Annotated in this window: 21 protein-coding genes and 1 tRNA gene; 6 read left to right on the top strand and 16 right to left on the bottom strand. The window is 32.7% G+C overall.

Annotation, left to right across the window (positions count from 1 at the left end; all coding sequences use genetic code 11):
* From QZ260_RS03900 to QZ260_RS03925, 6 genes are all read right to left on the bottom strand, one after another.
* A partial coding sequence (locus QZ260_RS03900) for an MmcQ/YjbR family DNA-binding protein (RefSeq protein WP_295982940.1) occupies positions 1-357 on the bottom strand: 357 nt, incomplete at its 3' end.
* Entirely contained in the window at positions 357-965 is a 609-nt protein-coding gene (locus QZ260_RS03905) for a DUF4230 domain-containing protein (RefSeq protein WP_295982943.1), read from the bottom strand. The genes QZ260_RS03905 and QZ260_RS03900, both read right to left, overlap by 1 nt.
* Entirely contained in the window at positions 966-1,715 is a 750-nt protein-coding gene (locus QZ260_RS03910; protein ID WP_295982946.1) for a cyclase family protein, read from the bottom strand.
* Entirely contained in the window at positions 1,712-2,845 is a 1,134-nt protein-coding gene (gene hemW, locus QZ260_RS03915) for a radical SAM family heme chaperone HemW (protein WP_295982948.1), read from the bottom strand. The genes QZ260_RS03910 and hemW overlap by 4 nt, the downstream gene beginning before the upstream one ends.
* A complete protein-coding gene (ruvC, locus tag QZ260_RS03920) occupies positions 2,845-3,399 on the bottom strand; it encodes a crossover junction endodeoxyribonuclease RuvC (protein WP_295982950.1) in 555 nt (184 codons plus the stop codon). The genes hemW and ruvC overlap by 1 nt, the downstream gene beginning before the upstream one ends.
* Positions 3,399-4,037, bottom strand: coding sequence for a cell envelope biogenesis protein OmpA (locus tag QZ260_RS03925; RefSeq protein WP_295982952.1), 639 nt, complete (start codon positions 4,035-4,037; stop codon positions 3,399-3,401). Before QZ260_RS03925 ends, ruvC begins: the two co-directional genes overlap by 1 nt.
* A 30-nt stretch (positions 4,038-4,067) precedes the next feature.
* Between QZ260_RS03925 and QZ260_RS03930 the strand changes: the two genes are divergently transcribed.
* Genes QZ260_RS03930 through QZ260_RS03940 form a run of 3 tightly spaced genes read left to right on the top strand, consistent with a single transcriptional unit; the run spans position 4,068 to position 6,930 of the window.
* The gene (locus tag QZ260_RS03930) at positions 4,068-5,042 is read left to right on the top strand and encodes a lysylphosphatidylglycerol synthase domain-containing protein (protein ID WP_295982954.1); all 975 of its coding nucleotides are present in this window, start codon (positions 4,068-4,070) and stop codon (positions 5,040-5,042) included.
* Positions 5,039-6,175, top strand: coding sequence for a glycosyltransferase (locus QZ260_RS03935; protein ID WP_295982955.1), 1,137 nt, complete (start codon positions 5,039-5,041; stop codon positions 6,173-6,175). The genes QZ260_RS03930 and QZ260_RS03935 overlap by 4 nt, the downstream gene beginning before the upstream one ends.
* 20 nt (positions 6,176-6,195) lie before the next feature.
* Entirely contained in the window at positions 6,196-6,930 is a 735-nt protein-coding gene (locus tag QZ260_RS03940; RefSeq protein ID WP_295982959.1) for a Bax inhibitor-1/YccA family protein, read from the top strand.
* A 138-nt stretch (positions 6,931-7,068) separates the two neighbouring features.
* Here QZ260_RS03940 and QZ260_RS03945 read toward each other — a convergent pair whose 3' ends face one another.
* Positions 7,069-7,485 (bottom strand): hypothetical protein, encoded by a 417-nt coding sequence (locus QZ260_RS03945; protein WP_295982961.1) that lies wholly within the window; start codon positions 7,483-7,485, stop codon positions 7,069-7,071.
* Between the two features lie 472 nt (positions 7,486-7,957).
* On the opposite strand from QZ260_RS03945, the gene QZ260_RS03950 reads away from it, so the two are divergent.
* Positions 7,958-8,455: a DUF456 domain-containing protein gene (locus QZ260_RS03950; RefSeq protein ID WP_295982963.1), complete on the top strand. Its 498-nt coding sequence runs from the start codon at positions 7,958-7,960 to the stop codon at positions 8,453-8,455.
* Between the two features lie 381 nt (positions 8,456-8,836).
* On the opposite strand, the gene QZ260_RS03955 is transcribed toward QZ260_RS03950, so the two are convergent.
* The 9 genes from QZ260_RS03955 to dnaE all read right to left on the bottom strand — a co-directional run bounded on the left by QZ260_RS03955 (position 8,837) and on the right by dnaE (position 20,399).
* Positions 8,837-9,511 carry a response regulator gene (locus tag QZ260_RS03955; protein ID WP_295982965.1) on the bottom strand — a complete coding sequence of 225 codons (675 nt, stop codon included), beginning with the start codon at positions 9,509-9,511 and terminating at the stop codon, positions 8,837-8,839.
* Between the two features lie 9 nt (positions 9,512-9,520).
* On the bottom strand, positions 9,521-11,356 hold the full coding sequence (locus QZ260_RS03960; RefSeq protein WP_295982967.1) for a sensor histidine kinase: 1,836 nt from the start codon (positions 11,354-11,356) through the stop codon (positions 9,521-9,523).
* Between the two features lie 121 nt (positions 11,357-11,477).
* A complete protein-coding gene (locus QZ260_RS03965) occupies positions 11,478-11,621 on the bottom strand; it encodes a hypothetical protein (protein ID WP_295982969.1) in 144 nt (47 codons plus the stop codon).
* A gap of 366 nt (positions 11,622-11,987) precedes the next feature.
* Positions 11,988-12,992, bottom strand: coding sequence for a LacI family DNA-binding transcriptional regulator (locus QZ260_RS03970; RefSeq protein ID WP_295982970.1), 1,005 nt, complete (start codon positions 12,990-12,992; stop codon positions 11,988-11,990).
* A 367-nt stretch (positions 12,993-13,359) separates the two neighbouring features.
* A tRNA-Asp gene (locus QZ260_RS03975) sits at positions 13,360-13,433 on the bottom strand.
* A gap of 80 nt (positions 13,434-13,513) precedes the next feature.
* Positions 13,514-14,443 carry a DUF58 domain-containing protein gene (locus tag QZ260_RS03980; protein WP_295982973.1) on the bottom strand — a complete coding sequence of 310 codons (930 nt, stop codon included), beginning with the start codon at positions 14,441-14,443 and terminating at the stop codon, positions 13,514-13,516.
* Between the two features lie 88 nt (positions 14,444-14,531).
* Entirely contained in the window at positions 14,532-15,077 is a 546-nt protein-coding gene (locus tag QZ260_RS03985; RefSeq protein ID WP_295983017.1) for an ATP-dependent Clp protease proteolytic subunit, read from the bottom strand.
* A gap of 241 nt (positions 15,078-15,318) precedes the next feature.
* Positions 15,319-15,636 (bottom strand): thioredoxin, encoded by a 318-nt coding sequence (gene trxA, locus QZ260_RS03990; protein ID WP_295982975.1) that lies wholly within the window; start codon positions 15,634-15,636, stop codon positions 15,319-15,321.
* A 374-nt stretch (positions 15,637-16,010) separates the two neighbouring features.
* A complete protein-coding gene (gene dnaE / locus QZ260_RS03995) occupies positions 16,011-20,399 on the bottom strand; it encodes a DNA polymerase III subunit alpha (protein ID WP_295982976.1) in 4,389 nt (1,462 codons plus the stop codon).
* Positions 20,400-20,663: 264 nt separating this feature from the next.
* Between dnaE and QZ260_RS04000 the strand changes: the two genes are divergently transcribed.
* Both QZ260_RS04000 and QZ260_RS04005 read left to right on the top strand, forming a co-directional pair.
* The gene (locus QZ260_RS04000) at positions 20,664-21,902 is read left to right on the top strand and encodes a hypothetical protein (RefSeq protein WP_295982978.1); all 1,239 of its coding nucleotides are present in this window, start codon (positions 20,664-20,666) and stop codon (positions 21,900-21,902) included.
* Between the two features lie 465 nt (positions 21,903-22,367).
* Positions 22,368-23,618: an ethylbenzene dehydrogenase-related protein gene (locus QZ260_RS04005; RefSeq protein ID WP_295982980.1), complete on the top strand. Its 1,251-nt coding sequence runs from the start codon at positions 22,368-22,370 to the stop codon at positions 23,616-23,618.
* Positions 23,619-23,630: the final 12 nt, after the last annotated feature.

Below are 23,630 nucleotides of genomic sequence, written 5' to 3' on the forward strand. Positions count from 1 at the left end.
TAAGGAATCTCTTAGCTTTTTGGACATCCCTTTAACGACCATGTCATAACTATGGTTTATAAGTTCTAAAATAAATTTTGGTTGTAATTCTCCTTTATAAATTGCAATAGTATTCCAATGAATATTGCTCACATAGGGACCCGGATAAATACTTTCGTATTCTTCTCTTAATTTAACTGTATAAATGGGGTCACACTTTAAAGTAATCGATGCCTCACCGCTTTCCCATTTGTCTAGCGGTGCAATAACAAACATCTTATTCAAAACCTTAAATACTAATGTATCCTTATCGAATGGTAAGCTTTCTGTTGTTCCTTTTTTACTTAAACAGTATTCTCGAATTTGTTCAATATGCATTACTGAATTTTCTTGTTTTCAGATGCACCTATCTCTAAAGCAAAATAGTCTAATTTCCAGCCTATAGTTTCGACTATCGTTTCGATGAGTAGAATAGTTTCTAAGGCTTCTTTTTGAGCCGCTTGAATGAGTCCACTTTCAGGTATTTTATCCTGAATATGTTGTTTAGCCTCATTGTGTAAACCTGTTAAATCGGTTGCTTCAAACCTATTAAAGTAGCCTTCCGTTTTATCGTAATAATTCAAATTAGTTTCGATTGATAATACTTCAGGCTCTGGAAAATGTTTTAATATAATTTTCTTTTTATCTATATCTGCTTCCAAATCTATTTTAGACAAATCATAACCTACATGCGCCTTGGCATTTATTACAACAAGTGCTTTCTTTCTGCTAGAAAGTAGTTTTAAAAAACGCTCTTTAACATCCTCATAATGATAAATTTCAGCAAAATCACCTTCAACAGTAATAAACTTACACACCTTTCTTATCTTATCTAAAAGTATGGTAGATTGCGAATTAACAAGCTGTTTTTTCTTAATAGACTTTAATACGGTAACAACTCCTAGAGTTACTAAAATCGCAATAATTACGGCTAAAAAAACTTCCATCTAACTAATAACTTTATATAAAATAGGTTTACTGGGTGATGCATCATTCTCGAATGGCGCTATTTGTAAATTTAAAAAATACTCGCCGTCTTCTATCTTATTTGACACGTAAATCAATTCGGTAATCGTGGCATCTAATCGTAATTTTCCTTTTGTGTTCCAAAAAGCATTATGCCCAAGTAACTCGCCGCCATCTTTTTCTTTATCAATGCTTGGTAAATCTATTAGCAAATGTTTTACACCTTTACTTACCATAAATTTCACAGCATCTTCTTTTAAATATGGCCAGTTGGTATGTGAATATTGTCTTGATAGTTTCTCTCGAGTATTTGGTATTGTTCTTAAAATAATAGCATCCCTCTTTTTGTTTCCTATTGCAAATTGCAATTGCTTTTTTGAAATGATTTTATCTTCATTATCATTTTCGGGGGCTACAGTAATAACTTCAGCTAAAAAAAAGAATGTTTTTAAATTTTGATTAATAGAATATACTTTTTCTGTAATATGGCCAGCACACTCAGTATGTGTGCCATGAGCATGTGGGTTAAAATAAATATTATTAAAATTAACACTAGCACCTTCGCTTACTGAAGCGATCCATTCAGCGTCTTTAATAGGTTCTATTTTAGGTTCATCAATGTACCATGCATTTACATTTTTTTTTGATGAAATGATTGGCATGGAAATATCTAATGGTTTTGATAAATCTATTTGAAGTTTTCTAGAATTGTATTGTATGGTTGCAATCAAGATAAATTAATTTTAAAAAGGTTTGAAGCAATACCATCACTTAAAAATTTACCTTTTTTTGTGGTTAACAATTTGTCATCTTCAATATACAATAAATGTTCCTTAATATAAATTTCAGATTGTTGTAAAAGCTGTTTTTTATAATTTCCACCAAAATCATTTTCTACTTTTTTAAGAGAAACACCCCAAATAGTTCGTAGACCTGTCATTATATATTCATTGAATTTATCAGTTTTAGTTAGTATTTCTGATTCTGAGGGCAGTTCGTTTTTTTGAATGGTTTTAATGTACTTTGTATTATTAGACACATTCCAACTCCGCTGATCACCATTAAATGAATGTGCTGAAGGTCCTATTCCCAAATACAGTTCCCCTTGCCAATAGGCTGAATTATTTCTACTAAAATAATGAGGCTTTCCAAAATTTGAAAGCTCATAATTACTAAACCCAGAAACTTCTAATTTATCGACAAGTATGTTGAATTGCTCTTGCGCTAAATCGTCATCTACATTATCAATAATACCTTTTTTTATGAATGTTTCTAAAGCTGTTTTAGGCTCCACGGTTAGAGCGTAACAGGATATATGTGGAACATTGAATGATAAAGCTGTTTCTATATTCTCAATCCATTCCTCATTGCTCAATCCGGGAATTCCGTAAATTAAATCGATAGAAATATTATCGAAATATTGAGTTGCTATTTCTAAACATTCCAAAGCTTCTTTGGTGTTATGTGCGCGATTCATAAGTTTCAAATCACGTTCAAAAAAAGATTGAACACCTATACTTATTCGGTTTACTGGGCTTTTAGATAATTGGATTATGACATCATTAGACAAATCATCTGGATTTGCTTCTAGAGTTATTTCAGGGTTTTCAATAGTGGTATAGTTTTTATAAACTGTATTGATAAGCAGTTCTATTTCATCTCTAGTTAACAAACTAGGTGTGCCTCCCCCAAAATAAATGGTTTCAATACTGTGATTTTGAAGCTCGTTTTTTCTTAGTTCTAACTCTCTAACCAAACATTCAATAAGTTCATCTTTCTTTTTTAAAGATGTCGAAAAATGAAAATCACAATAGTGACATGCTTGCTTGCAGAATGGTATGTGGATGTAGATGCCGGCCATTACTTCTTAACTCTGCCTTCATTCTGCTTAACAAAAGCGTCCCATCCTGAATAACTCTTACCAACTTTAATTCTACCTGAATTATAAAAATGACATACGGCGGCTGCTAAACCATCAGTTGCATCTAAATTTTTTGGAAGTGTTTTTAATCCTAACAAACTTTGCAACATTTTAGCAACTTGTTCTTTACTAGCATTTCCATTTCCAGTAATAGCCATTTTAATTTTTTTAGGCAGATATTCCGTTATTGGAATTTCTCTACTCAAACCTGCTGCCATGGCTACACCCTGTGCGCGTCCTAACTTCAGCATACTTTGCACGTTTTTACCAAAAAAAGGAGCTTCAATAGCTATTTCATCTGGGTTATGCGTATCTATTAGCTCTATGGTACGTTCAAAAATGAGTTTTAGTTTTAAATAATGGTCACTGTATTTTTTTAAATCAAGTTCATTAAGTTGGACGAATTGCATTGTCTTCCCAACTACTTTTATGAGTCCGAAACCCATAATAGTTGTTCCTGGGTCAATTCCTAAAATAATTCTTTCATGCTTCATTAGTCTCCACAATAATAACAACCACTTAGCGAAATAGATGCGCCAAACGTTATGGTTAATAAATCTCCGTTAAACGATCCAAAACCATCAGAAATAGGGTTAAAATCTTTACCAAAGCCAAAAATATATGAGGTATCTACATAAACGGATAGCTTATCAGAAATACCATAATGAAACTCAATACCACCCATAGCATTTAAATACACCGTTTTATTTTCTCCGTAATTACCTAAAGGTTTTACTATTGAAAACCCTGGACCAGCGTGAATAAAAGTTGCCGTTTTATTTGAAAAACTAAAAATTTTAGAGGTATCAAATACCAATTGTGTATTTATACGTGAATAGTTCACTTTAAACTCTGGAGCATTATCAATGTTAGAAAATCTATTAAAACCAAAATCTATTTTTGCTCCTAAGTGAGATTTAAACATGTACTGCAACCCTAGATTAATCGTTGGGAAATTAATTGAATTCGCTTCAAAACTACTTACAAAACCATTTGCTGACGGACTATTAATACCCAAAGCAAATTGTGCCTTAATTGTGCTTGTATCGCCTTGAGAAAAACTTGAAAAACCATAAAAAAGGAAAGCTAATGCAAACCATAAATGGGTATTCAATTTAAAATTCAAGGTCATGTGGTAATATTGATTTAATTTGCAGCACAAATGATGCACTCGCTACCATACAAAACTAAACAATTCTTTTTTGTGCTTATTAAATTAAGCATTGTAGTTGGTGCTTTTTATTTTATTTATCAAAAATTAGTAAATAATGATGCTTTGAATTTTTCTGATTTTACTAGTTTCTTGCTAAAAAAGAACGTTTTTTCGCTTAAAAACATCATTTTTTTAATGATTTTAAGCGTTTTGAATTGGTTTTTTGAAATTCTAAAATGGCAGGTTTTAGTGCATTTTATCAAAAAAATTAGTTTTAAAAATGCTACCGAACAAAGTTTAGGCGCATTAACTGCCTCACTGTTCACACCAAATAGAATTGGTGAATACGGTGCTAAAGCTATTTATTATACATCCAATTTTAGGAAGCGCATCATGTTAGTTAACCTAATGAGTAACCTTCTACAAATGACTGTCACCATAATTTTGGGAGTTACCGGACTAAGTTTTTATATATTAAAATACGACCCAGAAATAAATTATTATAAACTGGCAAGGTTTTTAGTTTTTGTTTTGATAGCCATACTTTTATTAAGCTTTGGATTAACCAAAAGCAGACTTACAATTAAAGGATTCTCCATAGAAAAGATTAAAGGTTTTGTTGTAGAATACCCGAAAAATAAACTCGTTTTAGGGTTTTTGTTTTCAATAATACGGTATCTTGTTTTTTCCTTTCAGTTTTTTATGTTGTTGCAAATTTTTCAGGTAAACCTTAGCTATTTAAATGCCATGATTATTATTACAGCCATGTATTTACTAGCTTCGATAATTCCAACTATTTTTATTTTTGACGTGATTATAAAAGGAAGCGTTGCAGTGTATCTGTTTTCGGTGGCAGATATAAACGAATTGATTGTGCTATCTATAATTACTATTATGTGGTTACTTAACTTTGTAATGCCAAGTCTATTTGGAAGTTACTATGTACTTCGTTTTAACTTCCCAAAAAGTCAAGATAAGATATGATTTTAATTAGCCTCATTATAACCATTAGTTACTTACTTTTAGTAGGTAGTTTTATTTTTGGGTTTGATAAAATTGCAACATTTAGGCTAGAAGATACTCCAGCTAAAACCAAATTTTCAATCCTGATTCCTTTTAGAAATGAGGCTGAAAATTTACCAGATTTATTAAAGTCTATTGAAGCTCTTAAGTATCCTAAACATCTTTTTGAAATTATTTTTGTTGATGATGAATCTGATGATGATTCTGTTGATATCATAAAAAAAACATTAAAAACAAGACCCTTAGACTGCGCTCAAGATGCTCGTATCATTACAAATGATAGAAAAACAAATTCCCCAAAGAAGGACGCCATAACCTCAGCTATAAAAAAAGCAAAATACGATTGGATAATCACCACCGATGCTGATTGCCAATTACCTTTATTTTGGCTAGATAGTTTTGACCAGTACATTCAAAAAAACAATGCCGTTTGTATTGCTGCTCCTGTAGTTTATAATAATGATAATTCGTTTTTAAACCGGTTTCAAGTACTAGACATCTTAAGCTTACAAGGTGCTACTATTGGCGGTTTCGGAATCAACAAACCTTTTTTGTGTAATGGTGCTAATCTAGCGTATAAAAAATCAATATTTAATGAAGTAAGTGGTTTTGAAGGCAACACTAATATTGCCAGTGGAGACGACATTTTTCTACTTGAAAAAATTGCAACAAAACAGCCTAAGCGTGTTCATTATTTAAAATGCAAACAGGCTATTATAAAAACACAATCACAACCAAATTGGGCTAATTTATTGTCTCAACGTGTCCGTTGGGCTGCAAAAACAAGCACTTATAATAATTGGTTTGGTAAGCTAACAGGCTTGATTGTTTTGTTAATGAATACTTTAATCGTTATTGGATTTCTACTTTCTTGTATTAGTATTTTAAACTTTAAAATCCTCCTTTATATTCTGGTTATAAAATTTAATATCGATTTCTTTTTAATCTATAAATCAGCTTCCTTTTTTAATCAAAAAAGCATATTAAAAAATTATCTTTTCGGGTTTCTCATTTATCCATTCTTTAGTATTTATATTGCGTTTATTTCAAGCTTTTCTAGTTATAAATGGAAAGGACGTGACTTTAAAAAATAATTTTAGTATTTTTAATTCTTATGGACCTATTCAAAAAAACTTCAAATCCAGCCTTTAATAATTACTTTTTTGGTGATAATAGAACTTCATCAAAAACCATGTCAGTGACTGGTATTTTTATAAAATCAATGTTGTCCATAGCCATTATTGTAATCATTTCAATTGGCATGTGGAGACTTCACGCCAGTGGAGCAAACATTAAATGGTATTCTTTAGGTGGTATGTTAGCCGCAATCGTAATTAGTATTATTATTTCTGTTCGTCAACATTGGGCACATATTTTAGTGCCGCTATATGCCATAGCAAAAGGCTTCTTTCTAGGCGCCATGACCGTGTATGCTCATGCTCAATTTCCTAATTTACCCTATCAAGCCATTGGGATAACAATGGTTACTTTTATAGTGATGTTATTACTGTATCAAATGCGAATTATCGTGGTGACCAAAAAACTACGAAGTGTTATTATCACTGCAGCAACCAGTATTTTTGTAGTTTATATTATTTCATGGATTTTGGGTTTCTTCGGGATAAAAGTCTTTATCTGGGGTACGTCTTGGCCTGCTATAGCATTCAATATTCTTGCTGCAATTTTCGCTTCATTATCATTGCTTCTTGACTTTGATTATATTGAGCGCCATAAAAATAAATCGCCTAAATATAAAGAATGGATAGCTACCTGGGGGCTTCTCGTAACCTTAGTTTGGTTATATATGGAAGTGTTAAGACTCATGCGGAAATTGGCTATTAGGTTTTAAGGGCGTTACCCAAAAAGGTTAGGCTTTACGTTACAAGTCCTCACTCATGCTTCGCTGTGGGCTTTGCTATGCAATCCCTAACGCACTTATCCGCTGTAGTAAGAGTTTATAGAACTTGTCAATAGACAATAGACAAAACTAATTTACATGAATAACTATAGGTAGTTTAAACTCCGTGGTAACGTGCTGTCCACGTTTTATAGCCGGAAATATTTTTGGCAAAGAATCTAGACTATTAATGAGTAACTGATTAATATTGGGAATTTCTTGAGTAGTAAGTGAATCTATTTTTGATTGTAATAATAACAACTCACCTTTTTTAGATACTTGAAAATACAGCATTATTGTATCATTAATATCTTGAGTAACAACAATCTGTTCTTTTTGCAAATAACTGGTAATATTGTTGGTTATGGTTTGCTGAAAGCAAATGGTTCTATCTTCTTTTACCGTAGAAGAATCACAAGCTTTAAAACTGGGATATTCATCAACATCATTCCAATTAAAAGTTTCTAATTCTTCTTTTAAAATCGCTTCAGAAGATATTTTTTTCACATTGAAATAGTCACAAGATGTGATTAACAAAATAAATATAAAAACTAAAGAATATCTCATGGACTTCAACTTGAACCGAAAAATACAAATTTTTTAGTTTTTAAATACTCAAAAAAGTAAAAACCGAAGTTTGAGCTTCGATTTTAAATAGTATTAATAAAAATGGAAGTGCAATTCATTTACTCTGCTATTGCAAATATAATTGACAATGAATAAGGCACATTTACTTTCTTACCTTTATGTTCTCCTGGTGCAACCTTTGGCAGTGTTTTAATAACACGTATAGCTTAATCTTCTCAATCAGGATGTGGTGCTCAAAAGCTTACATAAATAACGTCTCCTTCATTACTTATTTTAAAAATAACATGAATACGTTGTTTCCTTTTTTAACTTAAAACTATTGGCTAAAGTTTAAAAATGTAACATTTGGCATGATTTTTACTCTAAAATTATATATAACTTAAACACTTTTATGGATATTATTTTAATTATTATTGCTGCACTATTTATGCTTCTAGGCATTATTGGCAGCTTCATACCTATTCTACCAGGACCTGTTACCAGTTGGTTTGGACTTTTAATTGTTCATTTCACTAATGCGATACCTATTCATAAATCGTTTTTGATCACAACTTTTACAATTGCTCTATTTATTTGGCTGCTTGATTATATTATTCCAGCCATAGGCACAAAACGTTTTGGAGGCACTAAATACGGGATGATTGGAACCACTATAGGTCTTATTGTTGGATTGATTGCTCCTATACCTGGAGGTATTATAATTGGCCCTTTTATTGGCGCTTTAATAGGAGAACTGATAAACAAAAGTGATACAAAAAAAGCAACTAAAGCTGCTTTAGGGTCTTTTATTGGGTTTTTAACCTCAACCTTTATAAAATTTGTAGTTGCTATTATCTACCTTGGTCTTTACATTGGTGTTTTGTGGGATTATAAAGATGCTATATTTTGATTTCCATTTTACTCATAGCTCTATATTCAAATTAGTCTGTATTCGTGAATCTACGATGTCATGGGAATAAAAATTTCAACCGATAGCTCTTAAAAATATCGAAGAATTATTTTTCGATTAAAAAGAAGAAACCCTATAGGTCTCTCACATCTATAGGGTTTATGTAAATTGCTATTATCAACAAAAAAAATTGAGGGATTAACTAATTTTTGAAGTGTCGATAATCAAATATAATTATAACTATTGTTTTCGAACTGCGGGAAACCCGTAATGGCATTACGGGGTAATGGTAATCTTCAACACTAGTCTAGGTTTCAAGCGCATAAAAAAAAGTGATTTTTTTGAAAAAACCACCTTTCTTTATTTTGTATGATGTTTTAGCTATACAAACCCCTTTTTTCTAGCCTCGTTAAGCAAGGTTTCATCTTGTCCGTCGTATACTTCAAAAATATCTCTAAGTTGTTTTTTTCTTTTTTCAACAGCACTTAAAGAAATATCTAAGGGAGCTGCTAAATTTTTTGTTTTAACACCTTGAGATAGTAGATGAAGAATTTTTCTGTTCTTATCATCTATAACAATATCACTCGTTATAGCTTTTCTAATATGGCTATTTACGGTGCCGCTATAAAAAGGCGGATTATTAAGTACTGCTTGAAAAGCACTTGCCAATTCACTAGATGTTAAGTCACTTTTAATCATAAAACCTTCAGGGTCGATGGTTTTGATAATATTATGAATCCTAAAAGATTCATTAAACATGGTTAAGATAATAATCTTGGCATTTGGTAAAATCTTTCGTGCATATTCTGCTAAATCTTCTCCAGAACTCATTGAACCATCAGCCGATGGCGGCAAACTAATATCAACAAACAGCACATCATAAGGCCTTTCTTTTTGAACAGACTTATCCATAAAAGCAACTGCTTCATCACAATTATTAGCAATATCAATTTCTAATTCTTGACTGTCTTTTTTTGTGTACCGTAATGTGTTTTGATAACCCTCAATAATCATTGGATGGTCATCAATCATAAGTATTTTAATGTTTTCAGTCATAATTTGGCGTTATGGTATTGGTGCCTCTATGGTTACTTTAGTTCCTAAACCTTTTTCCGAGGTTATCCTTATAGTTCCGTTTATTTCTTTTATTCTAGAATTCATGTTTTTTAGACCAATACCTGATTTAGCTTTATTGACATCAAAACCGGAACCATTGTCTGAGATGATTAAGCAAATTACATCATTTTTTAATTTAAAACTAATATTAACCTTGGTAGCCTTAGCGTGTTTATAAATATTATGAAGTGTTTCTTGAATAATTCTGTATATGTGAATTTTCTTTTTGTTAGTTACAGAATCCCAACCTATGTCATCATCATGATTAAATTCATATTTAAGAGAATAAGCTAATGTTTGCGTTTCAACTAATGTTTTTATAATATCAATAAATCCAGAACCTGAAACAAAATCAGTATTTAATTCATGTGATACTTTTCTAATATCTTCTTCTATAGTTTTAAGTCCATCAATGTACTGGCTCCTAGTTTTTATAGCCTCAGTACTATTACTCATATTTAAACTATCTAAACTTAAACGTGTACCAAATAAACGCCCTAAAACACCATCATGTAATTCTTCCGAAATCCGTTTCTTCTCCTGCGTTCTTGCTTCTTCAATACTCTCATTTTGCGATAACATGAGGTTGTAAATTTCTTCGTTAGTTTCTTGTTGCTTTTGAATAAACTGTAATTCGTTATTCTTATTTCTTTGAGAAATTACCAGATACAAAAGAATTGAAGCCAAAATAATAACGACAGTTATTATTAAAAGCCACAGACGTTCTTTGGAAATTTTAATGTTTTCTTGTTCAATCTGTTTGGTTTCAAAGCGTATTCTAGCAAACTTATTTCTTAATAAGCGTTCATTTTTTTGAAGACTATCATTTAACTTAACATAAGTCTTCAAATGATTAGTTGCACTCATGCCTTCTTCAATTTCAGATAAAAGCAACAGTGAAGTTAATAATTCATCATTGTGATATAATTCAGCTATGTTTTTCGCTTTATAAGCATAATATTTTGCAGAATCAATATTCTTATTATCATAATAGAATTTAGCTAAATGCTGATTTATAATTATAGAATTATATCCTCCATTTGGATTAATACTATCCGTAATTTTAAGTGCTTTTAAATATAATTGAGGAAGTTTTTTTACATCTTTCGATAAATATAATGTATGTGCATAATTATCTAATACTAAAGCATAAAAATCTGGTCTAGTATTTATCTTCTGACTTGATAATATATCATTATAATATTTTAAAGCTAATTCATAATCCCCTGATTTCTTGTAGGATAGAGCTAAATTATTTTTCGATACATTTATGTTATATGAATTCTCTGGATCATATTCTTCTTTTATTTTTATTGCACTTTTATGATAAGAGATAGATTCATCAAACTGCCCCAACTCGCCAAAAAGCAAACCTAAATTATTATAAACATATGATTTACACCTTTTTACATCCTTTGTTTGCTTTAATTGACTCAATAATGTAAGAGCTTCTATTGAAGTCACTTCACTTCCAGTAAAATCCTTCTCATTCTTTTGAACAACTGCAATACCGTAAAGAGTTAATGCCGACTTAAAATCATTATTTAAATTTTTAAAGATTTTTTCCGCTTTCAAATAATGATAGTAAGCACTGTCACCTAAAAAATTAAATCTGTATAATTGCCCAATGTCATAATGAGTATTTGCAACTAATAAGGAGTCTTCTAACTTATTAACTAAAACATTTTTCTTAAGAGAATCTATTATATGAAAACTAGTTTTCTCTTGTGCTAAAGAAGATATACAAAAAGATAATATAAATATGTAAAATACTAAAAATTTCAAAAGGCTTAATCTATTTGCTGTTTCTTCAAATGTATTTATAATTTTTTAATTTAATGAATAAAAAAAAACTCATTACATAAATGTAATGAGTTATATAAACTGATATTTAGTGATTTATTTTCTATTGATCAACTCCTCCTCCTGTAAAAGGTATTTCCGTTTCAGGTACAACCTGGATATCATCCTCAGTTAAATCTTGTTTCGTACAAGATGTAATAGATGCAAAAAATAAAGCTACTAATAAAGTAATTTTTAGGGATTTCATATTAATTCGAATTTAAGATTATACAGTTTTCTTGATTTTTATAAATAAAAAATGCTAACTAAGACTTTGAAAAACAAAATCTTGGTTAAAGGGAAAAATGGATAATTAACTTAAAATCGAATACACAAAAATGCAGAACGATTCTATACTATTTTTAATGAGGGAAATGACTTAAAAAAGTCAAAGTGGATTAATTCTTCTCAACTGAACTTAGGGAATATAATGGGTCGCTCAATTAAGGAAAAGCTAAAATATATTAAGAGGTTAAATAAAGTATGTTTTTTTCGACGAAATGTTAAATATTCGACGAAACGCACTTTTTTTTATCGATGAAATGCAATAAAAAGCAATTTTGTATGTTTTGGATTACAATGTGGATTCGTTTTTAACCAAGCTAGTTTTTACTATTTTGGTTTTAACATCTTCTTCTAAGCCATCATTCTCTATTCTTTTAATAAGTAATTCAGCCGCATGTGCACCAATAGCTTTAGCATGTTGCCTAATAGTTGTTAATTTAGGCAGCGTATGGTTTGAATCCGATTTGCTAGCAAATCCTATTACCGATATATCTTTTGGTACTTTTAAACCAAAACTCACCGCCGTATTTATAGCTATAATACCCGAAGAACTATCAGCAGCTACAATGGCATCAATAGTTTTGTTCTTTTTAAACAGCGATTTTATTTTTTTTTGATGATCATCTTTATTCTTTATTTTTAAAACTAAAGGCTCAAGATTCCCGTTTTCTAAAATTGCTTTATTATAACCACGCTCTCTTAACTTACCAACACTTATGTCGTTTATATTACTAACGAAAGCGATATGCTTTCTTCCTTCATCAATTAAGCTTTTAGTCGCGTTGTAGGTCGCATCAAAATCATCAACAATAACCTTATCGCATAAAACATCATGTGCTACTCTATCAAACATAACAATAGGCAATCCTTGTTTAATTGTTCTTTTAAAATGCTCAACTTCATTATTAATTTGAGATTCTTTAGCAACCGACAATATGAAACCATCAACACTTCCATTCGCTAATAATTGTAAACTTTCTTTTTCCTTTTGTAAAGATTCATTAGAGATACACGTTATTATATTATATCCTCGTTTTGTAGCTTCACTTTCAATACCAAAAAGAACTTTTGCCAAAAACCGATTCAAAATATTAGGTATAATAACACCAATGGTTCGTGTTTTGTTGTTTTTTAAACTTAAGGCTACCTTATTGGGTCTGTAGTTATATAATTTCGCAAGTTCTTTAACACGTCGCACTGTATCTTCTCCAATCTCCTCGCTATTGTTTAATGCTTTAGAAACTGTTGATATTGAAACGTTTAATTCTTTTGCTAATTGTTTTAAAGTAACCATCTTAATAATATATAATTTTAAATCAGGGCAATTTACAAAATTACTTCTATCAAGTGTGATTTATTTATCCTGTTGAATGGTTTACAAAGCAAAAAAGAGCTACAATTTCTTGCAACCCTCTTTTATTGATTAATAGCACTTATAAGACACGTTTATTTTTGAAAGGTCACTATTAAATTTAAAATTCAAAACCTCCCTAAAACAAAAAAGCATCCCTATTTTCTATAAAGAAAAAAGGAAAGCCTTTCATTGGAATACCAAAATTACTTTGGTATAACTACATCCTAGACACCTCTAGGACAACACAACGTCGTAATAATTACCAAAAAAAGCCCTAATTTCTCAGAGCTTATTTGTGCAATTTTAGCGGTCTGGACGGGACTCGAACCCGCGACCTTCGCCGTGACAGGGCGACATTCTAACCAACTGAACTACCAGACCGTTGCATTATTGCGGTGCAAATATACACGGCTTTTTTTATATCTCAAATCTTTTTTTCGCTTTTTTGTAGAAAACTTTTATCATGCAAACTTTTGGCGTTCTATCATGTAGGCAGTGAGGATGTTATTAAAATTTTTATTAATATCAGCCTCAACATATTTTATTTTGTATTGCGCACATTTTAAACGTAAAGCTTCAAAATACGCATCAACTGTTTTACTATAACTTTCTTTAATTGAATCTGCGTATAAGTTAATATAATCGCCTGTCTCCACATCAATAAAACGTTTCGGTTTATTATCAAAATCGAAATTCAATTCTTTTGCCTTATCAAACACATGAAACAAAACCACTTCATGTTTATTGTATTTTAAATGCCTCAAAGCTTCAAACAACCTCACTTCATCTTCACGTGTTTGAAACATATCTGTAAACAAAAAAATCATTGAGCGCCTATGTATCTTTTCAGCAATCTCATGTAAATACTTATATGTTTCTGTTTGCTTATTTAAAGGTTTAGAAATAACAGCTTCACTTAAATGACTCAATAACATTTGATGATGACGTTCACTGCCTTTCTCTGGCGCATAATAATCATAGTTATCGCTATAAATACTTAAACCTACAGCATCACCTTGCTTTTTTAAAATATGCATTAAAGAGGCTGCTGCTAATGCTGAAAAACCAATCTTATTTACGTTGTCAATAGAAAACGATTCCAATTTCGGGTAATGCATCGAACTACTGTTATCTAAAATAATATGACAACGTAAATTCGTTTCATCATCATAACGCTTTGTGTACAGCTTGTCTGTTTTAGCAAATAGTTTCCAATCTATATGTCGCGTACTTTCGCCTTGATTATATATTTTATGTTCAGCAAATTCTGCCGAAAACCCATGAAACGGACTTTTATGCATACCAGCAATAAAACCCTCAACTACTTGTTTTGCAAGTAGCTCAAGATTTTTAAACCCCTCTGCCTTATTAAGTTCGCTTTGTAAGTTCATTTTTAGATGCTAGACTGCTTCGCTGACAGAATCAAGACCTAAAATAAGGTCAAAATTTATCTTTTTTCTTTTCTTTCTTTTCTTTTCTCTAAATAGCTTTATCTACTATTCCGTAGGCAACAGATTCTTTTGCTCCCATCCAATGGTCACGGTTAAAATCTTTCATTACTTTATCAAAGGTTTGCCCACAATTATCAGCTAGTATTTGTGCACTTAACTCTTTAGTAATTATAATCTCTTTAGCCGTAATTTCAATATCACTGGCTTGTCCGCGAGCACCACCGCTTGGTTGATGAATCATAACACGCGCATGTGGTTGGATAAAACGTTTTCCTTTTGTACCAGCAGACAATATTAGTGAACCCATAGAAGCTGCAAAACCCGTACAAATAGTAGACACATCGCTTTTTAAAGATTTCATAACATCATAAATAGCAAAACCAGAAGTTACATAACCTCCAGGACTATTTATATATAAATGGATATCCTTAGTCTCTAATGCATCCAAATACATCAACCTATCAATGACATGTTTAGCCGATTCATCATCAACCTGTCCCCATAAAAACACTTTACGTTGTTCTATTAACTTAGTGTCAACAGCATCTTGAATTTTTATCTCATTACTCATAATTCGTTTTAATTTAAATGTAAGAACTCATTTAAGAACTTATTAATTATTTTTTAATGCCTCTTTTTGCGCATTATTTCGTTAAAAGCTTAAACCTTAGCTATGACGATGTTTAAAAATTTCGCCTCATATTTCATCAAAAATAGACTATAAAAATTCTAATCACAAATCCTTAAATAAGTTCTAAAATAAAAAAAGGTTCACCAATTACGGTAAACCTTTTCAACTTTCTTTTTATTATCTTTTACAAAAGCTCGTCAATAGCATCAGTGTATGCGTTTTTTGGTGCAACACCAACTTGTCTACCAACTACTTCTCCGTTTTGGAATACCAAAACCGTAGGAATGTTACGCACACCATATTTAGCGGCAAACTCTTGATTTGCATCAACATCAACCTTTCCTACAACAGCTTTACCATCATACTCATCGCTAATTTGCTCTATAATTGGCCCAACCATTCTACATGGTCCACACCAAGCAGCCCAAAAATCAACTAATACTGGTTTATCACTTTTTAATACCGTTTCTTCAAACGTTGCATCTGTTATCTCTAATGCCATAATATATATATATTTTAATATGTTCTTAATTCGTTTTAACAACACAAAATTAGTCAAAATATTCTCGAAAGCTTACAAACCAACAATTTGTTTTCCCTATGACGGTATTGGTTCGGTTTATTTCAATTTTTATGGCGCATAAAACAGGCTATCCGTCATATCTTTCTGCGAAGCAGTCTCGAACTTGTTTAGGGATCTCAACAATTTAAATCGCAGTATAATAAATCAAACACAGTCTTATAAGTGCTTCATAAAAGGATGCCACTACTATACTTTGCGCAATGCAGAAATTCTAATAATATTTAAAATACGCCACTTTAAGCAGGCCACTAGCTTAATTAACGACAATAAAATAAGGATTTAATAAAATCTTATCAATTCAATTTAAATTGAACATCCTGCGCTTCCAATTCACTAATAAGTTCCTGACTAACCCGCACCTTCTGCCTTCTACTAGACATACTTAATTTAATCTTTTCCTTCATATCATAAACTAAAAAGTTAAGCGCTTGATTCCCAGGATGCATATTAAGCAACTCCTTTAACGCTATTATTTTCTGTTTATCTAAATCTTTAATATCTACCTGTATGGATAACTTTTTAGCATAATTCTCCATTACATCATGCAGTAATTGAAAGCTATTAAACTGCAACCTTGGATCGCTCTTCTTTCCCGTATCCTTATTTGTCCATCCTTCACGAATAAATGATTTTACAAACACAAAACTATTCTGAAGTAAAAAGTGTCTAAACTTTAAATACTCTTCTCCAAAAATCCTAAATTCAAAACTATCAGTATAATCTTCAATAGTAAAGAGTGCCCAACCTTTACCTTGCTTGCTTACACGGTGTTGCACATCGGTAACCACGCCACCAAACACCAACTCACGATTCACGTATGGTTCTAACGTATTAAACATACCAACCGTTCCATTACAAAATGTTTTCATTTCTGTTTTAAAATCATCCAACGGATGACCAGAAATATAAACTCCAACGACTTCACGCTCTTTGCTCAATTTCTCCATAGTTCCCCACTCCTCACACGGCGGCACTTCTGGTTCGGCTATTTGAACATCACTAGCTTCACCAAACAAACTTACTTGAGCAGAATTTTCGTTTTCTTGATGTTTATGTGCATACTTTATGGCTTTTTCTAAAAAGGTAATATCATCACCTTCTTTATGAAAATATTGTGCTCTATGGGTGTCCCCTAAACCATCAAAACCTCCTGCTAAAGCTAAATTTTCAAATGCCTTTTTATTGGCGGCTCGCAAATCAATACGCTTTGCAAAATCGAAAATAGATTTATAATGACCATCTTTTTTTCTATGCTCAACAATCGTCATAACCGCTCCATGACCAACACCTTTTATAGCGCCCATTCCAAAACGCACTGCATAGTCTTTGTTAACTGAAAATTTATAAAATGATTCGTTTATATCCGGACCAAGCACATCCAACTTCATACGTTTACATTCGTCCATAAAGAACGTCACTTGCTTAATGTCGTTCATGTTATTAGAAAGTACCGCTGCCATATATTCCGCAGGGTAATGTGCTTTCAAATAAGCTGTTTGATAAGCAATCCAAGCATAACATGTGGAGTGCGATTTGTTGAAGGCATAACTCGCAAAGGCTTCCCAATCTTTCCAAACTTTCTCTAAAATTTTAGCATCATGTCCGTTGGCACTGGCTTGCTCAATAAATTTCGGTTTCATTTTATCAAGAACTGCAATTTGCTTTTTACCCATCGCCTTACGCAACACATCGGCTTCACCTTTGGTAAAACCTGCTAGACTTTGAGACAATAACATCACTTGCTCTTGGTATACCGTAATACCATAAGTTTCTTTTAAGTACTCTTCCATCGCTGGTAAATCGTACTCAATAGCTTCATCACCATGTTTTCTTCTAACGAAACTTGGAATATATTCCATGGGTCCCGGACGATATAATGCATTCATGGCAATTAAATCTTCGAAAACCGTGGGTTTTAAATCTTTTAGATGCTTTTGCATCCCAGGCGATTCATACTGAAACACACCAACGGTTTCCCCCCTTTGAAACAACTCATAAGTCTTTTCATCATCTAAAGGAAACGTATCCGGATCTAGTAAAATATCGTGTTTGGCTTTGACTATTTTAACGGTGTCTTTAATTAAAGTCAGCGTTTTTAACCCCAAGAAATCCATCTTAAGCAACCCTGCATCTTCCACCACCGAGTTATCAAACTGCGTGACATACAAATCTGAATCTTTAGCAAGAGCTACAGGTACGAATTTAGTAATATCATCAGGTGTAATAATTACTCCACAAGCATGAATTCCTGTATTACGGACAGAGCCTTCTAACGTTCTAGCAAGATTTACCGTTTCTGCTTGCAAATCGTTACCATCAGCAATATTTAAAAGTTCATTAACTTTTTCTAAATCTTCTGCTCTAAACTTTTTTCCTAATTCTTTTTCATCTAAACCAAAAATCTTTCCAAGCTTAGACATCGTTGGAATCAATTTCGCAATTCTATCCGCATCAAATAAGGGCAAATCTAAAACACGTGCCGTATCTCGAATAGATGATTTTGCAGCCATGGTACCATAAGTAATAATCTGCGCTACTTGACTGCTTCCATATTTATCAATAACATATTGCATAACACGACCACGACCTTCATCATCAAAATCGATATCAATATCGGGCATACTAATACGGTCTGGATTTAAGAAACGCTCAAAAAGTAAATCGTATTTTAAGGGGTCTATATTGGTAATCCAAAGGCAATAAGCCGCCACAGACCCTGCGGCAGAACCACGTCCTGGACCCACCGAAACATCCATCTTTCTGGCTTCTCGGATAAAATCTTCAACAATTAAGAAATACCCAGGATATCCCGTATTTTCAATAACACTAAGTTCAAAATCAAGCCGTTCTTGGACTTCTTCAGAAAGCACTTCACCATAACGTTTTTTGGCACCTTCAAATACTAAATGCTTTAAATAGGCATTCTCGCCACGTTTACCACCGTCTGCTAAATCGTCTTCATGTTTAAATTCTTCTGGAATGTCAAACGCTGGTAATAAGACATCACGAGCTAATTGAAATGCTTCAATTTTATCAACAACCTCTTGCACATTTGAAATCGCTTCAGGAGCATCTTTAAAGAGTTGCTTCATAGCCTCAGGTGATTTAAAATAATACTCCTGATTTGGCAAACCGTAACGATAACCACGACCGCGACCAATTGGAGTCGCTTGTTTTTCACCATCTTTTACACATAATAAAATATCATGTGCATTAGCATCTTCTTGGTTTTGATAATACGTGTTGTTTGATGCTATTAACTTAACATCATGTTTTTTAGCTAGTTTAATTAAGGTTGGGTTAACACGATCTTCATCTTCTTGATTATGACGCATTAACTCGACATACAAATCTTCACCAAATTCGTTCTTCCACCAAAGCAAGGCTTCTTCAGCTTGATTCTCACCTACATTCAATACTTTACTTGGCACTTCACCATATAAGTTGCCAGTAAGCACAATAATATCTTCTTTATATTGCTGAATCAGTTTTTTATCAATTCTTGGTAAATAGTAAAACCCATCTACATAAGCATGCGATGATAGTTTCGCTAGATTATGGTAGCCATTTTTATTTTTAGCCAACAATACGATTTGGTAACCGTTATCTTTTCTGGTTTTATCTTGATGATTTTCGCAGACAAAAAACTCACAACCAATAATGGGTTTTATAGGTTTTGCATCTGTAGTTTCTCCCTTTTCTTCTGCCTCAGCAATTTTAGCTTTAACACCACTATTATGTTTATTCACAGCATTTACAAAGTGAAACGCACCCATCATATTTGCATGATCAGTTAACGCGACTGCTTGCATGTTATATTTTGCTGCTGCCGAAACAATTTCCGTAACACTCATGGTAGATTGTAAGACTGAAAACTGCGAATGATTATGCAAATGCACAAAATCTATATCAACTAAATCGGATACATTTTGATTGATATTTTCAGCTGGAACATCTCTTTCTTGAGCTTTTTTTATGCGTTCGTTGATTTTAGCACTTTCCTTTTTAAGATTAATATGCTTTAAACCAATCAGTTTAATAGTATCGGTATTTTCTTTTTTGAAACCCTCAAAATAATCCGGCTGAACATCCAACTGCTCTTTGGTGTATTCACCCAAACGAATTAACTCTAAAAAACAACGCGTCGTAGCCTCAACATCAGCGGTAGCATTATGTGCATCAGCAAACGGTTGATTAAATAAAAACTCATGTAATTCTGTAAGCGTCGGTAATTTAAATTTGCCATATCGGCCTCCAGGAAGCTGACATAAACTTGCCGTATGTTCTGTGCAGGTATCTAAAAGAGGAAGTTCTTGCAAAGGGTTTTCAACAGCACCACGCACAAATTCGGCACCCATAATATTCAAATCAAACTTCACATTTTGACCAACAACAAACTTTGTTTTACCTAGAGCTTCATTAAATTTTTCTAAAACTTCAGCTAAAGGAATCCCTTGTTCTTGTGCTAATTCCGTAGAAATACCATGAATTTTTTCAGCATCATAAGGAATATTAAACCCTTCTGGTTGCACCAAATAATCTTGACTTTCAATACAATTACCCATGCCATCATGTAATTGCCAAGCAATTTGAATACATCTTGGCCAGTTATCGGTATCTGTAATGGGTGCGTTCCAACGCTTTGGCAAGCCTGTGGTTTCAGTATCGAAAATTAAGTACATTCAGTAAGTTTATTTGTTGATGTGCATATTCGTTTAGAGCAAAAAACGAAGTGTATAAAAATACATAGAAATGATCCATTTTTAAAGTGAAGTTATAAACAGTTGTAAACAGGCAAAAAATACTCGACCTAATAGCTGAAAAATTCACCAAGTAAACACAAATAAAATAGTTGGCTCTTATGACAAATGTCATATTTTATGTAACTATAGTTACATATTTTTATTCGGAATTTCAAATTTGTGTAACTAAAAAATTATTACATTATGAAGCCCTTCGACAGAATAAATTACTTAATCATTTTACTGTCAAGTTTAATGATACTTGGATGTACCCATGACACAGAATATATTGCTGGACCAGCAGGTGCTGACGGCATAGATGGCATTGATGGTCATGATGGATTAGATGGAGTAGATGCTTCTGCTGCGGTTTGTATAGATTGTCACTCTGCTTCTCATCGAGACCCAATTACCACTTCATATATTCTATCTGGACATGGTAGTGGAGGCTCTTGGGCTAGAGGAAAAAGTACAAGTTGTGCGCAGTGTCATAACAATGAAGGTTACATTGATTATTTATCCGGACAGTTTTTTGCAACTGATACATCGGGCGATCAAAATGAATTTTTACTAGATGAAGCTGGAATACCTATATTAAATGATAATGACACTCCGGGAAATCCAGATGATGATTTTTATGAGCCAAATCCTGACTATAACCCTGATTATGGCGATTATCTAGTAGATGGGAATGGAGGCCTTGTACCAATGGTAAATCCAAATGGTTATGCTGTTTCAAATCCTATTAGCTGCACAGGCTGCCATACTGATCACCGGTCATTCGATTTTGAAAATGATGGTAATGACTATGCCTTAAGAAATATACATCCAGTTAAATTAGTTCTTGACCCAATGGTTTCAATTGACTTTGCAAATAGTACGGATCCTCTTGGATTAAGTAACGCATGTATCACTTGTCACCAACCTAGACCAAGTTATCCTATACCGACAGGAACGGAAGACTACGAGATTACGAGTAGTCGTTTTGGGCCGCATCATGGCCCACAATCAACCATGTTAGAAGGTATCATGGGCGGTATTATTGCTGGTTCAACAGGCTACCCTGGCGTAGGAGCCGCTACACATAGATCAGGATCATCCTGTATTTCTTGCCATATGGGGGAAACAACCGACGGTAATGACGGTGGGCATTCTTGGAAACCAACCTTAAACACCTGTGTTAGCTGCCACACAACCATGACTAGTATTCCTGAAGGTATTGCTGGCTTAGATGAAGATATGGCAACGCTTAAAACATTATTACTAGGTCTCGACCCAAGCCCATTGCTTGAAAATGACAGAACTGTACCAGGTACGTATCCAGCCAATGTAGCTAAAGCTATTTGGAATTATAAGACTGTAATGGAAGATAATAGTAACGGTATTCATAACCCTGAATATACTAGAGCGCTGATTAAAAATTCAATTGAGGCCTTAGAATAAAAATTTTAAAGTTCACATAAAGGTTTAACAGTTCGTGAATTTATGAATTGTTAAACCTTTTAAATTTTATTAAATCTCATTTACCAAAAGAGACGACGTGTTTAAAAAGATATTTTATTTGATTTCTTACTTTAGAAATCACAATCAGTTGTAAACTAGAAAACAGCACTGTAAAAAAACAAACCTACCGGTAAATCAAACATATAACAACACTATTTTTTACCATTAAAGAAAATAAATAATTAGCCTCTCGCATGTTAAATAGCAGATGATTAATTGTGAAATCATGTTTTTTATTGAAATAAATTCAGATTTAATGTTAATTCATTTAAAACCTATAGACCCCAAATAATTAGAACAGTAATTCTCTATAGTTTTTATGATATAAGTCATAATTAATGTAACAATAGTTACATAATTTTATATAGAATTTCAAGATCAATTTATAAAACTAAATATATTATTATGAAAATTTTTAAATTAATTACCGCGCTAATTATTACAGTAACATTTGTTTTAGGTTGTACCCATGACGATTATGTTCCACTTACAGGAACAGGAGACGCTGGTATTGGGGAAAGCCCTGATGAATTACTAGTACAGAAATTCTCTACAGCTCCTGTTTTCGATGGCACCATTGATGATGTTTGGAGTGAAGCCAGACCTTTAATTAATAAAGCTACCGTTACCGGTGCTGGTGATAGAGAAATCACATTAAATGCATCGAGTGCATTCAACTTAGATTTAGAACCTACTGATTTAATGGACCCCTACAAAGGAGAGAGCTACAGCTACTCTTTAAGAGGTGGTCATGACGGTGAATACTTATACCTATTATTTGAATGGGAAGATGACACTGATAGTCAGGAAAGAGAATCATGGTTCTTTAACTCTATTACAAGTCAATGGCAACAAGAAAACAAATACGCCAATCATAAAAATGATAAATTTTATGAAGATAAATTTGGTTTTATGTTTCCTATAGGCAGTCCTGCAGGATTTAATGAAGGTACCTGTACAGTAACGTGTCATGGTAACTTAGCGTTAACAGGTGTTGATGAAGACGATGCAGGAACTAAAGTCACCAGACACTACATGAAAAACGAAGGTGAATTAGCCGATTTCTGGCACTGGAAACGTGACAGACATGCACTAGCTGAAGCCTGTGATGATGGTTTTGTACAATGGGAAGATGACTTTGGTAAAGCAACTGCTAACGGAAGAAAAAATGATGATGGAATTTCACCTTATAAAAATAATCAAAAATTTACTGATGCCGTAACTGGAATGAGTGGACCATTATATGTAATACCTAATAGAGAAAACTACTATTGGATTGCACAATCTGAAATTGATAGTGGAACCGCAAAAGCAGTGACTGGAATTGCTTTAGATGGCACAATAACACATGAAGGCGGAACCATTGATCCTAATGGAGATCCTGCATATTCTCAAGGCTTTGGTAGCAAAAGAATGCCTAGTGTAATTATTAATCCAGCTGGTCAAGGAAATGATGGTAGATCTGAAGTACAGGTAAAAGCTATACATACAGGTTCTGGATGGCAATTAGAAATCAGAAGATTACTTTATACTGGAGACCCTACCGATGCTGAGTTTAAGATTGGAGAAAGCATACCATTTGGTTTAGCAATATTTAATAATGCTGCAATTGCACATGGTCAAACAAACTTCCTATCAATGAAAATTGAAAATTAGTCTTACCATCAA

Origin of the sequence: uncultured Algibacter sp. (genome assembly GCF_905480415.1) — a bacterium.
Classification (GTDB): domain Bacteria; phylum Bacteroidota; class Bacteroidia; order Flavobacteriales; family Flavobacteriaceae; genus Algibacter_B.